Annotated in this window: 13 protein-coding genes; 9 read left to right on the top strand and 4 right to left on the bottom strand. The window is 39.8% G+C overall.

Annotated features, from left to right (window positions below; translation table 11 throughout):
- The first annotated feature begins 6 nt into the window (after window positions 1-6).
- Entirely contained in the window at window positions 7-1,146 is a 1,140-nt protein-coding gene (locus V7L07_RS05770; RefSeq protein ID WP_335055846.1) for an NAD(P)/FAD-dependent oxidoreductase, read from the top strand.
- A gap of 564 nt (window positions 1,147-1,710) precedes the next feature.
- On the opposite strand, the gene V7L07_RS05765 is transcribed toward V7L07_RS05770, so the two are convergent.
- Window positions 1,711-2,421, bottom strand: coding sequence for a class I SAM-dependent methyltransferase (locus V7L07_RS05765; protein WP_335055844.1), 711 nt, complete (start codon window positions 2,419-2,421; stop codon window positions 1,711-1,713).
- 552 nt (window positions 2,422-2,973) lie between these two features.
- On the opposite strand from V7L07_RS05765, the gene V7L07_RS05760 reads away from it, so the two are divergent.
- The 3 genes from V7L07_RS05760 to V7L07_RS05750 all read left to right on the top strand — a co-directional run bounded on the left by V7L07_RS05760 (window position 2,974) and on the right by V7L07_RS05750 (window position 6,386).
- The gene (locus V7L07_RS05760; RefSeq protein WP_335055842.1) at window positions 2,974-3,633 is read left to right on the top strand and encodes a glycosyltransferase family 2 protein; all 660 of its coding nucleotides are present in this window, start codon (window positions 2,974-2,976) and stop codon (window positions 3,631-3,633) included.
- A gap of 233 nt (window positions 3,634-3,866) precedes the next feature.
- On the top strand, window positions 3,867-5,012 hold the full coding sequence (locus V7L07_RS05755; RefSeq protein ID WP_335055840.1) for a glycosyltransferase: 1,146 nt from the start codon (window positions 3,867-3,869) through the stop codon (window positions 5,010-5,012).
- 54 nt (window positions 5,013-5,066) lie between these two features.
- Window positions 5,067-6,386: an ABC transporter substrate-binding protein gene (locus V7L07_RS05750; RefSeq protein ID WP_335055838.1), complete on the top strand. Its 1,320-nt coding sequence runs from the start codon at window positions 5,067-5,069 to the stop codon at window positions 6,384-6,386.
- Between the two features lie 78 nt (window positions 6,387-6,464).
- On the opposite strand, the gene V7L07_RS05745 is transcribed toward V7L07_RS05750, so the two are convergent.
- Complete coding sequence (locus V7L07_RS05745; RefSeq protein WP_335055836.1) at window positions 6,465-7,202, bottom strand: hypothetical protein; 738 nt, start codon at window positions 7,200-7,202, stop codon at window positions 6,465-6,467.
- 380 nt (window positions 7,203-7,582) lie between these two features.
- Between V7L07_RS05745 and hemE the strand changes: the two genes are divergently transcribed.
- The 5 genes from hemE to V7L07_RS05720 all read left to right on the top strand — a co-directional run bounded on the left by hemE (window position 7,583) and on the right by V7L07_RS05720 (window position 12,558).
- On the top strand, window positions 7,583-8,644 hold the full coding sequence (hemE, locus tag V7L07_RS05740; protein ID WP_335055834.1) for a uroporphyrinogen decarboxylase: 1,062 nt from the start codon (window positions 7,583-7,585) through the stop codon (window positions 8,642-8,644).
- Window positions 8,645-8,806: 162 nt separating this feature from the next.
- The gene (locus tag V7L07_RS05735; protein WP_335055831.1) at window positions 8,807-9,772 is read left to right on the top strand and encodes an NAD-dependent epimerase/dehydratase family protein; all 966 of its coding nucleotides are present in this window, start codon (window positions 8,807-8,809) and stop codon (window positions 9,770-9,772) included.
- A gap of 309 nt (window positions 9,773-10,081) precedes the next feature.
- Entirely contained in the window at window positions 10,082-11,689 is a 1,608-nt protein-coding gene (locus tag V7L07_RS05730; protein WP_334730993.1) for a B12-binding domain-containing radical SAM protein, read from the top strand.
- 104 nt (window positions 11,690-11,793) lie between these two features.
- Window positions 11,794-12,141: a hypothetical protein gene (locus tag V7L07_RS05725; RefSeq protein ID WP_335055829.1), complete on the top strand. Its 348-nt coding sequence runs from the start codon at window positions 11,794-11,796 to the stop codon at window positions 12,139-12,141.
- Window positions 12,142-12,225: 84 nt separating this feature from the next.
- Window positions 12,226-12,558 carry a hypothetical protein gene (locus V7L07_RS05720; protein ID WP_335055827.1) on the top strand — a complete coding sequence of 111 codons (333 nt, stop codon included), beginning with the start codon at window positions 12,226-12,228 and terminating at the stop codon, window positions 12,556-12,558.
- Window positions 12,559-12,723: 165 nt separating this feature from the next.
- Here the strand turns inward: V7L07_RS05720 and V7L07_RS05715 are convergent, their stop codons facing one another.
- Window positions 12,724-13,029, bottom strand: coding sequence for a type II toxin-antitoxin system RelE/ParE family toxin (locus tag V7L07_RS05715; protein ID WP_335055825.1), 306 nt, complete (start codon window positions 13,027-13,029; stop codon window positions 12,724-12,726).
- Window positions 13,029-13,313, bottom strand: coding sequence for a type II toxin-antitoxin system ParD family antitoxin (locus V7L07_RS05710; protein WP_179064761.1), 285 nt, complete (start codon window positions 13,311-13,313; stop codon window positions 13,029-13,031). Before V7L07_RS05710 ends, V7L07_RS05715 begins: the two co-directional genes overlap by 1 nt.
- Window positions 13,314-13,396: the final 83 nt, after the last annotated feature.

The following is a 13,396-nucleotide window of genomic DNA, read 5'->3' as shown; positions in this document are numbered from 1 at the left end:
TTTAATATGAAAACCTACGACTGGATTGTGGTTGGCGGTGGAATTACGGGTGCTGCACTCGCTTATGAATTGGTTAAAACTGGTTTTTCTGTACTTTTGTTGGAGCAATATAGTACATCACAGAATGCAACTCGCTATAGTTATGGTGGGCTTGCCTATTGGTCGGGTAGTACACCACTAACTCGGCTATTGTGCGAAGAAGCGATCGCACGTTACCATATCCTACCTCAAGAGTTAGACGCTGATATCCAATTTCGGGAGTTAGATTTATTACTAACTATTTCAGCCGATTCTGACCCAGAAGCAACTGCTGCATCATATAATCATTTTGCCATTCCTCCCCGTTTACTCAGCGTTCAAGAAGCTTTTGAGTTGGAACCGCTGCTAAATCGAGAGGCGATATCTGGGGCTTTAACTGTCAAACATGGTCATATTCACCCACAAAAAACTGCACAAGCTTACATCCAAGCTTTTGAACGTGCTGGGGGTGAAATACAGATTTCTCAAGTATTGCAAGTATTACAAGATAGCGTCAAAACCACCACTGCAACTTTTCACAGCGCTAACGTTGTCATTTGTGCCGGTGGACTCAGCCGCCAGCTTCTCAAATCTGCTGGTATTTCCATTAAGTTATATTTCACCCACGCAGAAATCATTGAAACCCCACCCGTTGATGTCAGGTTACGCACCTTAGTTATGCCAGCTAATGTGCAACGGTTTCAACTAGAAGCTGAATCGACTCAAATTGATGCATTATGGGATGAACTTGGCAATGAGTTAGTACCACCAATTTTAGATGCGGGTGCAATCCAGTTTCAAGATGGTAGTATCCGCATTGGTCAAATTAGCCGTGCGATCGCAGATCCTCAAGCTGAGGTAAACTCAGAGACAAGCGAAAAATGGTTGCGAAGAAGTGTTGGTCAAATTTTACCAGCATTGGAGAATTTACCAGGGACTTGGTATCACTGCTTAGTAGCATTTGGTAATAATAGACTCCCTTTAATTGGTGCTATCCCCGGATTTAAACGCGTTCATATTTTTTCTGGATTTAGCAATCCCTTAGTAGTTGTACCACCTTTAGCAAAGCACTTCGCTAATTTTGCAGCTGGCAATAAAGATGAAATTATTACAAAAATTTTAGTCTGAAAGCCCGCAATGAAAAACACTAATTTTTTGTGACGGTGTTTGAGATAAATTGGAGTCTGACTATTCACAGTATTTAGAAAAGTCAGAGGTTGCTATAGGGTGTAGGGATAACTTTAAAATACCTATGAGAGACTCAGAAATTCAATCTTAGAAGATGTTTGAAAAGTTTTGGGCGAATTCCATGAGACTGTTGGCGAATTAAAAAAGGGTGAAACCAAATATCCCATAACAACATTCATTTTTAATTTTGAATTCTGCCTTGCGGTACTAGTAGGACTTGCAAGAATTAGAAGCATTTACAGGGTAGAATATAGAGGCGATCGCATATAGGACTCATATTTGATTTTTGAACAAAACCTCAGTACACCTTTATTTCTTCTTCCCAGTCCCCATTACTGCTTATCCCCAGTCCCTTACCTCTACGAGTGATTCAGAAATCAAAGACGCTCGATAGCGCAGCGTTAGCGACGCAGGAGCGTCTGACTCGCTACCGCTTCGCTATCGGATTGCTATAGTTATAATTGTATTCGGTCAATAACCCACGATTTGCGATCAAAAGTTGAGCTATTTCTGTATCACCACCAAATAATCACGTTCCAGATAAAAGTTGTTTCCATCTGGCGTAGACTCTTTAATCACAGTCATCTCTGCCTTTTCTATGAGCCACTTAATTGCTTCTGGTGAAGTTGGATAATACAATTGTTCACTATCTGCTTTGCTGCAAAACCTTGTCCAACCATTTGGTGTGGTTATACTGCTAGTATGAATAAAAGCTCTCCCACCCTCTTTGAGTATTTTATAAATACTGTTTAAATATTTCCAAATTGTTGGTATATCCAAATGTACAAAAACATCGAAAGAATATATAAAATCAAATTTTTCACCCAACCCGGCTTCAAATTCAGAGTTTTCCATTAAATGAAACTCAACCTGAGGATAGTGTCCAATCCTTTCTTTCGCCTTATCTAGCATTGCTGGTGCTACATCAAAACAGTATAGCTTTTCGACATTTTCAACTACTTTAGCTGCAATTCTAGCACCACCAACACCTATCTCTGCAACTGTGCTGTTTTTAGTTACAAATGGGAAAATATATTCACTAAGAATTTCTTCCACATCTTCTGCTATCCCCCATTCATCACCTAAATAACTTATGGAAGAATCTTTTTCAGGCTGTGAAATTTGATCGTTAGGAATTTGAAAATTATATTTACTCCACTGTTTAGCATACTCGTTCCAGAAGTTTCTATTAATTTCCAAATTTGATGGCTGCATTGATAAATACTGTAGATGCATAACAGTCAGTAATAGTAGCACAGTTCAGAGAGGCAGAGCAAATTTCAATCTTAGCAACAGGTTGCCAAATGCGATTAATCATCTGGTATAGTAGGGGCAATACCCTGCGGTAAGCCACTTTGCGTCTACATGAATTGCCCCTACTTACGATATAATTTTGTACCGCATTTGAGTGGGAACCGCTATAAGCACTTGTAATTGTATAGACACGCCTACTAATCTAGGCTATAGTCCCAAAAAGAAAAATAAGGTAAATGCTATCTTCAGGACAATAATGTTTAAGTAGTGTTTTATAAAGTCTGCAAAATTGCCTCAGGAAGTCAAGCAGTATAGTGTAAATCACGGTAAAATTTACTTACCTTTACTGTAAACAAGTATTGTGCGATGCCTTCTCTACGAGACGCTCCGCGAATGGTGAGTGTAGCTATCCCTTAGTGAATAAATCACAAATAGCATCATTATTTGGTTGTGATGCTGAATTGTCAGTGTGAACAATTTCCAACTAGTTACAAATTGAACATCTAAACTCTTATGAGTCCTATTGTCTTTGACTTCAGTCCCGAAATTTCAGTTATACTTTGTACCTACAACCGAGAAAAATATTTGAATACTTGCATCAATAGTGTCCTTGAGCAAACTTTTAAAGATTGGGAACTGTTGGTAGTTGACGATGGTAGTAAAGATAATACTTTTGAAATTGTCAATCCATATTTACAAAAATTTAATAATATACGTTATTTAAAACACCAAAACAAAAAATTAGGGTACTCTAAAAATGCCGGAGTTCAAGCATCTTTTGGCAAATACATTACATTTATTGACAGCGATGATACATATAAACCCAATCATCTAGAATTGCGACTTAAATACATGCAGGCTAATCCAGAAATTGACTTGATAGAAGGAGGATTTTTTTCTGAAGAAGAGATTTTTGTAGCCGATTATTTTCAACCAGGTAAGATAATTAATTTACGCGAATGTGTTTTAGGCCCGACATTTTTTGGTAAGAGGCGAGTATTTTTTGAATTGCAAGGATTTAATAATATTCCCTATGGAGAAGATACAGACTTTTGGAAACGAGCAGAAAAAATTTTCAAAACTCAAAAATTTACAGAACCGCAAACCTACGTTTATACAAGAGCAGAAACAAGCATTACCAAGGATGTTTTGGAACAGCGCTCATTAACCTAAAAACTTGAATTCGGTTTATCGGACAGAATATCAGTAGTAAGAATGGGCTAAACGCCCCGCTACCGCTAACAGAATGAATTCTTTACGACTAGCGGATGGCGAGTATTTTCGAGTCGCGTCTTGATTATGACCGGAGCTAACGGAAACGTCTCCGGCTCCGCTACTGAATTCTTCTTCGACTCTATCCCCTCAGTATAACGCTACCTGCAACTATGCATATTTGTCATATAGTTTTGAATAACATTGGTGGAGCGCCAAAAGTTGCTGATTCACTAATTTCTTCTCAGACCAAAGCTGGCTATGAAGTTTCTACTGTGGTGCTTACTGTTTTAGAGTCACAATGGATAGTATCTTTTAAAGCAGCCAAAACTGTGATTGTGATGAAAGTTGCAGGTACTCTATTTATTATTGGTGGGATGATACACCAAATATGGGTAGCAATAAAATTAAGCAGAGTGATTGCTGAACAAAAACCGGATATTATTGTTTGTCATACTGCATTTATCACTAAACTCTTTTATCTATCTAAATTCATTCCTGGCACTTTCTCTGTTCCTTATATTAGCTATATTCACAGCGATTATATTTCTGAATCACAGGTTGAACGTAAAATAAACCCCATTAGCGCATTTATTCAAAACTTATTTATCAGTCTTGCTAGCAGAATCGATATGCTTGCGCTTCAGCAAGCTAGTGGATTAATATTTGTTTGCAATTCTCTCTATCAAAGATTCGCAAATATTGGGTTAAAGCATCATCGAATTGTGATATCCTATAATCCAGCTATAGATGATATTAGTAACCAATCTCTTCATCCTACAGCCAAATCTTGGTTTAACAATTCGCAGTTGATTACCTTTGTATGTGCTTCTAGATTTCACCATCAAAAAGACCATAAAACCTTACTCAACGCATTTGCTAAAGTTAGTGAAAATCACTTAAATATTCGGCTAATTTTGTTAGGGGAAGGTGATTTAGAGACAGAGATACAAGCTCTAGCAAAGTTTTTGGATATTGATGAAATTGTGCTATTTGCGGGTTCTGTTCTCAATCCTAGAGCTTATTTCTCACAGTCTAGAGCAGTTATACTTGCTTCCCATTTTGAAGGCTTACCACTAGTTCTTGTAGAAGCTGTAGCTAGTGGGGTAACATTTATTGCCACTGATTGCCCAGTTGGTCCACGTGAGATTTCTGAAGTACTTAAATGTGGAACAATAATACCACCAAGTAATGTAGATGCATTAGCAGCAGCCATTATTGACCATGTAAAAACTCCTCAGGAGAAGATTGAACGCTCTAAAGAAATTGCACAATTATTTAGTGTGGCTAGCTGTGCTAAAAGATTAGAAGTTTTGATAGAGCAAGTTATTTCAAAATGAGTATATATTGAATAATATGCTATTTTACCTAAGATTTATGTCTAAAGACTTTGTATGAATACTAATTTTTTAGCTCCCAAAATTAGAGATTTTTGGTATTCGTTAAGAAAATCGGTTCGGCAGTTTTTTATTTTAGGAATCATTCTAAGCTTTTGTCTGATATTTTTATCTAGTTGTCAGGGGATAAGACAAAAGGAAGATGGGGTAATTCATCTGACACTATGGCAAGCCATTAATCCCCCTGCAAATCGAGATATTTTTCAAAAACTAGTAGATAAATTTAATCAGACTCATCCTAAGATTCAGGTGCAATCTATCTTTGAGAGTGAACCTCAATTACCAAAAATATTGACCTCAGTGGTTGCCAATGTGCCACCAGATATGCTGGCATTCCATCCTGAATATACAGGTCAATTTGTGGAATTAGGGGCAATTCGACCTTTAGAAGATTGGTTAGATAAATCGCCTCTCAAGTCAGACATTAGACCTAATCTGCTGGAAGAAATGCAGCTAGATGGTCATATTTGGTCAGTGCCAATGCACACCAGTAATATTGGGATTTTTTATCGTCCTAAACTTTTTGAAGCTGCGGGAATTACAGAATTACCCAAGACTTGGGATGAGTTGAGAAAAGTTGCCAAAAAATTAACTATAGACCGCAATGGCGATCGCCGTCCCGAACAGTATGGCATATTACTGCCTTTAGGAAAAGGAGGATGGACTGTATTTAGTTGGTTCCCGTTTTTACTTGGTGCTGAGGGAGAGATTGTAATCAATAATCGCCCCAATTTAACAAATGCGGGTGCGATCGCGGCCTTAAAATTTTGGCAAGACCTCATGAAAGATGGTTCAGTATTGCTTTCTGCCCCAGAACGAGGTTATGAAGAAGACGCTTTTATTGCGGGTCGTGTTGCGATGCAAATAACAGGCCCTTGGACTTTAATTATGAAATCTGAGGTCGATCATCAAGTATTACCCATACCAGCAAGTGTCAGACCTGCTACAGTCACAGGTACCGGAAATTTATTTGTGATGAAGACTACACCAGCAAGAGAGCAAGCAGCACTCAAATTTTTAGAGTATGTTTTGAGCGAGGAATTCCAAACCGAATGGTGTATAGGGACGGGTTTTTTGCCAGTTACCCTCACATCGGCTCAAAGCAAAGCTTATCAGCAATTTATCACCGAAAAACCAATGTTAAAAGTGTTTTTTGACCAACTACCTGTAGCACGTTCTCAACCGATTATTGCTGGATATAGCCGTATTTCTGACAGTCTTGGTCGAGCGATAGAAGCGACATTGCTAGGACAGTCTGCTGAAAAAGCTCTCAAAATAGCACAAGAGCGTTTAGAACTGATTTGGGATGACAAATGAATCAATTCAAAATTCAAAATTCAAAATTAAATTTCAGATGGTCATAAACATTAAGATTAGGGAATATATTGATAAAAGTCACGAAGAAACTCCAGTTTTAGGGTGTAAATTTCTTTTCAATGTACACAAACCAATTGCCGGTATGGCTCCGAGAATCGTTGCTGTCAGTCCTTGTCCACTCCAATATAGTATGGAAGTACGGTAGGTTTCTGGAATCAAATTTTGCACAATAAAAAGCAACCAAACCAAAATAGTAATCAAGAAGAAAGAGATTGAGGGTAAAAAATTCCACCACCAAATGTCTGCTGTGTATCGCCTCAATACCAGCCATTGGCAAATTCCTAGCCAAATACCAGAAATAATATAAGCGATCGCAGACAAAAATCCAAAAATCAAAGTATCTTCAGGAGATGATGAGGCAATTGTTGAAATGTAGTTAATCCAGGCTGTAGAAACGCCATTGGCAATCAGCCAACCGATGCTAGTAGCAAATAGCCACTGCCAACCCGGTAAATATCTGTAAAGGACAAGGCTCTGGTCAGCAGCGAAAATCACGGCAAATACAACATTACTGAGACTTCTGACCAAAATGCTCCATGTTTGTGCTTGGGTAGCAATATTAGATGAGACACTGTGGAGAATAATTTTCTCTAAAGCGATACTAGCAACGCCACCCACAACCCATCCAATGAGAGTCATTAAGGTAAACTGAATAAAGAACCTCTGTCGCTGCGATCGCGGAATCAAATATTTTCCTGGATTAGGCTCGTTACTAGCAGATCCAAGATGGTCGGGACTGTTAGAGTCAGTTTGCATAGGGAGTTAGGGGGATTGGGTACTGGGACTGGGGACTGGGGACTGGGGACTAGTGCTTTGTCCTAAAAGTTTTGAGAGGTTAGTGGTGTTCAGATCCCCGACTTCTTGAAGAAGTCGGGGATCTAGCAGCCCAATAAAATTAATGGGACAGACCACTAGGGGATAAGGATAATAACCATACCTAATTCCCAATTCCCAATCCTCAGTCCAATCTTGATTCTTGTTTTATCCTATTTCTTACTCCTCAGTCCCCAATTCCTATCCCCAGTCCCTAGTCCCCAATCCCTAGCCCCCAATCTCCAAACCTGCTGAAAAAGCGTAATCCCAGAATGATAAGCTAAACAGTGGCATAAAAGTTGTGACTTAGGATGAAGTGATAAATGAGTGTTTATTCAACAACTCCTCATCTCTTACGGGCTGCTCGTGGTGAAGTAGTAGATCGTCCCCCTGTATGGATGATGCGACAAGCGGGACGATATATGAAAGCATATCGAGACTTAAGAGATAAGTATCCTTCGTTTCGCGATCGCTCGGAAATTCCAGATGTAGCAATTGAAGTTTCCTTGCAACCGTGGAGAGCTTTCCAACCAGATGGAGTAATTTTATTTTCTGATATTGTCACCCCATTACCTGGTTTGGGCATTGACATGGATATCGCGGAAGGTAAAGGGCCAATCATTCATTCACCCCTCCGCACTCAAGAACAAATTGATAATTTGCATCCCTTAGAACCAGAAGCAGCGCTACCATTCATCAAAACGATTTTGCAAGCGCTGCGTTCGGAAGTAGGCGATAAATCAACGGTGTTGGGCTTTGTGGGTGCGCCGTGGACGTTAGCAGCTTATGCGGTAGAAGGAAAAGGTTCTAAAACCTACTCCATTATCAAAAATCTGGCATTCTCAGATCCGACGATATTGCATCAACTGTTAGCTAAATTAGCAGATGCGATCGCCATTTATGCCCGCTACCAAATTGACTCTGGCGCTCAAGTTATCCAAATGTTCGATTCTTGGGCAGGTCAATTGAGCCCTCAAGATTATGATACCTTTGCTCTCCCCTATCAGCAGAGAGTTTTCCAGCAAGTCAAGCAAACTCATCCCGAAACACCTCTGATTTTGCTAGTAAGCGGTAGTGCGGGTGTGTTGGAAAGAATGGCACAATCTGGCGCTGATATTGTCAGTGTAGACTGGGCAGTAGATATGGCAGATGCACGAGCCAGATTGGGTAAGCAAGTTAAAGTTCAAGGAAATCTTGACCCAGGTGTGCTATTCGGCTCTAAACAGTTTATCCGCGATCGCATCCTCGATACCGTTCGCAAAGCTGGCAATTGGGGTCATATTCTCAATCTCGGTCACGGTGTCTTACCAGAAACTCCCGAAGAAAATGTCGCTTTCTTCTTTGAAACCGCAAAGGAACTTAACCTTGCAGGAGTTAAGAATTAGGAGTCATACAATTTTAGATTTTAGATTTTAGATTTTAGATTTTTACTTAAATCCAAAATCCAAAATTCAAAATCTAAAATTTCCAGAGTAGCTCCTGATTTGGAACTTTTAACTTTATTCTTTACTCTTTAGTTTTAACTCCTAAATTTTGAAAAATTCTCTATGAGCCAGAAACGGATTTTAGTAACTGGTGCAAGTGGTTGTGTAGGTCATTATTTAACAGAAGCCTTAATTAAGGAAACAGATCACGAACTGTATCTACTAGTTAGGAACCCAAGCAAACTGCAAGTTGATCCTAGCGCACGTCCAGGTATCAACGTTTTGCAAGGCGATATGCAGAATATTCGCCAGTTTGCCGATTTGCTATCCACAATTGATACAGCAGTACTCACAGCCACAGCTTGGGGTGGTGATGAGACATTTGATATTAATGTCGTCAAGACTATAGAGTTGCTCGAACTACTAGATCCAGAACGTTGTCAGCAGGTGATTTATTTTTCGACAGCCAGCGTTTTAGATCGGTACAATCAACCATTGCAAGAAGCTGGGGAAATTGGGACAGATTATATCCGTTCCAAATATGACTGCTTACAGAAAAAAGAAAAATTAGCGATCGCACCTAAAATTACCACAGTATTTCCCACTTTAGTAGTGGGCGGTGATGCCAATAAACCCTATTCTGCTGTCACATCTGGCATTCCAGAAGTTACGAAATATATTAATTTGATTCGCTTTTTGCAAGCAGATGGCAGTTTTCACTTTATCCACGGACGAGATATTGCGACTGTCGTGCGATATTTAATCGATCATCCTCCCGAAAACGATCAACCACATCGGCTTGTTTTAGGTCAAACACCGTTAACTGCTAATCAAGCAATAGAAGAAGTTTGCACTTATTTGGGCAAAAAGATTTACTTTCGTATTCCCATATCTTTAGCCTTGGCTAATTTAATTATTGTTCTGTTTCGCATTCAGATGGCCGCTTGGGATCGGTTTTGCATGAACTATCGGCATTTTACTTATGAAAAATTCATCAATCCCGATAGTTTCGGCTTGCCAAATTACTGTGCAACCATGAGTGATGTTTTAAAAATTAGTGGGATAAAACGGGCTAAAAATTGGATGTAATCTGTAGCTTTTGACAGCATTTGTCAAATATCAGCAGATAAATAACATATTCAATGCAGGATCTACCGCTAAAACTTTGCGTCCCTCTGCGCTTCACTTTGCGTTCCTCTGCGTTTAAAAAAGCTACAAACTTGGGAATTGAGAATTAGGTATAGAGAAGAATGAAAAATTACCTCTTTCCCCTCTGCTCCTTCCTCCCCATTCAGGTAAAAACATCAGTGGTAAAATAAAACAACTTTAATAAAAAGTCAATAGCTCTTTATTTTCGTTAGAGTGGGATAACAATCAAAGTGTGAGGATTGATACTACATGCGAATCCTGTTAGTGTATCCAATATTTCCCAAAACCTTTTGGTCTTATGAAAAAATCTTGGAGTTAGTCGATCGCAAGGTTTTACTACCACCTCTAGGTTTAGTAACAGTAGCCGCGATTCTGCCCCAAGAATGGGAATTCAAGCTAGTCGATCGCAACATCCGCCCAGCAACAGAAGCAGAGTGGGCATGGGCAGATGTAGTAATTTTCTCTGCGATGATTGTCCAAAAACAAGATTTACTTGACCAAATCCAAGAAGCAAAAAAACGTGGCAAGCTAGTCGCAGTTGGCGGCCCCTACCCCACCTCTGTACCTCACGAAGTTGAAAATGTTGGCGCAGATTTTTTGATTCTGGATGAAGGGGAAATCACGCTGCCCATGTTTATTGAGGCAATTCAACGAGGTGAAACTTCTGGGACTTTCCGCGCCACAGAAAAACCTGATGTCACAAGCACACCAATACCCCGCTTTGATTTATTAGAGTTGAATGCTTATGACATGATGTCGGTGCAGTTTTCGCGCGGGTGTCCCTTCCAGTGCGAATTTTGCGACATTATTGTTCTCTACGGGCGCAAACCACGCACCAAAGCCCCAGCCCAACTTTTAGCAGAGTTAGATTACCTCTATGAACTGGGTTGGCGGCGGGGTGTGTTCATGGTGGATGACAACTTTATTGGCAACAAACGAAATGTAAAATTGTTGCTGAAAGAGTTAAAAGTCTGGATGGCAGAACATAAGTATCCCTTCCGATTTGACACTGAAGCATCAGTTGACTTAGCACAAGATGCAGAAATGTTGGAATTGATGGTTGAGTGCGGTTTCTCGGCGGTGTTTTTGGGAATTGAAACGCCGGATGAAGATAGTTTGCAAATGACCAAGAAATTTCAAAATACTCGCAGTTCTCTAACTGAAGCAGTGCAAACCATCACCAAAGCAGGATTGCGCCCAATGGCTGGGTTTATTATCGGCTTTGATGGCGAAAAAGCAGGCGCAGGCGATCGCATTGTCCGCTTTGCCGAACAAGCAGCAATTCCCTCTACTACCTTTGCTATGTTGCAAGCGTTACCCAATACCGCCCTTTGGCATCGCCTGAAAAAGGAAGGACGATTACGGGAAAATCAAAATGCCAATATTGCCAACATCAATCAAACAACATTGATGAACTTCGTCCCCACTCGTCCCCTAGAAGAACTTGCACGAGAATATATTGAGGCATTTTGTACTTTATACGACCCAGTGCAATACTTGGATCGTACCTACCGCTGCTTCTTGATGATGGGTTTGCCAAGTTGGAAAGCACCAGCGAAAATGCCAGAGTGGATTGTCGTGAAAGCCTTGCTGATTGTGATTTGGCGACAAGGCATCAAACGGGAAACCCGCTGGAAATTCTGGCATCATTTGTTCAGCATTCTCAAGCGTAACCCTGGAGTTATTGAGCATTACATCTCTGCTTGCGCCCACAACGAGCATTTTCTAGAGTATCGCCAAATAGTCCGCGATCAAATTGAAAGCCAGCTAGCAGAATATCTAGCACAAGGCGCAGAAACACCTTATGTGCTAGTGAAGGAAAAAACTGAGGAAAAAGCTGAAGCGGTAGTCAGTTAAGTGTGGTAACGGTTAATAGGTAAGAGTTAAAAAATTACTTATTACCCGTTACTAAAACCAGTATGCTATTCAAAGTATGATAGTCCTAACTCGACACTCACTGAATGGCAAAAACACCAATTGCTCTCTATCGGCAAGGTAATGCTAATTCTCCTAGAATGGAGAATGTTAGACCTGACAAGGATATTGCCAGCTATAATAAAGATGGTCAAGCCTGGGTCGTGACTACTTTACCAGACGGGACATCGCCGGGAGGAGTATCTACATTTACCACTCAAGGATCTGGTAAGAACTGGTGGAAATTAGAGTCTAATACTGAAATTCCAGAGCAAATAGAATTGGTCAATGACCACCATCACCACTGGTTATGGAAACCTTCTAGAGCGATGTTGATAGACGAATACAAAGCAGCCTTGAAATTGGTAGGTGAATTATTCTATAAAGTAAGTTAATGCTCACAATATTAAAGAATTTTTTATTTTTAATTTAACTAAGGTTTTTGTGTCCAGATCGCTATTGTATCTAGGAAAATTAAAATGAATCTGTCGTTTAAAGACATAAAGTTTATTATTGAAGCCATTGATCGCCTGATTGAGAAATACCAAGAGCGACTCAATGAAATCGAAGATACCAATGAAGATGAGGCTTCCGATCTTGGTAATGATACTATGTTTTTAGAGTCACTTCGTAGAAAACTAGCGAATAGCTTGAATAACAGTACTAATACCAGTGCCTTGGTAGGTAATGAAGTTGTCCAACCATCATTGAATGCTATAAGACAAGCTTCAAGAGGAGCAAAGGCAGTAGACCCAGGTAATGAAGTTGTCCAACCATCATTGAATGCTATGCCAGAAAAGCCGCGATCATAAGCCCATTTTTTCGAGCAATTGGGAGATAGTAATTTTTTGTTGTAAATTCATTTTTACACCAGGCGTCAATTCTCCATCACACATGGTGGTATCAAATATAATTACTTTGTGATGATTTTTTGACATATTGGCTAGAGATAGCGATCGCACTTGTCAAATGCAATCTTAAGGAATATCCTCACTTAAAAAAACTGTCTCTAAATCCCGATAACCACTGACAATACGTACAACTTCCACACCACCATCAATAGGGCGATAAAATATTAAGTAATCTTCTACTGGGAAACTCCGTAAACCACTGGCAAAATTATCGGAACTTTGCCCCATATTAGGAAAATCAGCCAACAGTTTACACTGCTGTTTGATTTTTTCATTGAGTCTTCGAGCTGCATCAGGATTGTAGCGGATAATATAGCGATTAATCTCTTTGAGGTCTTGCTTGGCTGGAATTGTTAAAACGTACCGACTCATTATTTAGCAGCCTCAGCTTGTTGCATTTGAGCTTCAGCGCGTCGGATATCTTCTTCAATTTCTGCAAAGACCTCTTCACCATCAACTACTTCACCACGCTCTGAAGCTTCAATACCTTCTTGGATTTTAGCTTTCAATTCTGCTAGACGCTTTTCTTGAACGCGATCGCGTTCATCTAGCAATCTCAATGCTTCACCCATCACCTCACTTACTGAGTGATATCGACCACTACTAACCTTATCCTTAACCAACTGCTCCAGTTCTGGGGTCAAAGATATATTCACAATTATTCCCTCATTCCGTTTACTCTATATCGTAACCGAAAGGGATTGGAGCAAGGCTAAAATAATTCGTAATTGATAATACT

Source organism: Nostoc sp., from assembly GCF_036916985.1.
In the GTDB taxonomy this organism is placed as follows: domain Bacteria; phylum Cyanobacteriota; class Cyanobacteriia; order Cyanobacteriales; family Nostocaceae; genus Nostoc.
This window is presented reverse-complemented; position numbering and strand designations above follow the sequence as displayed.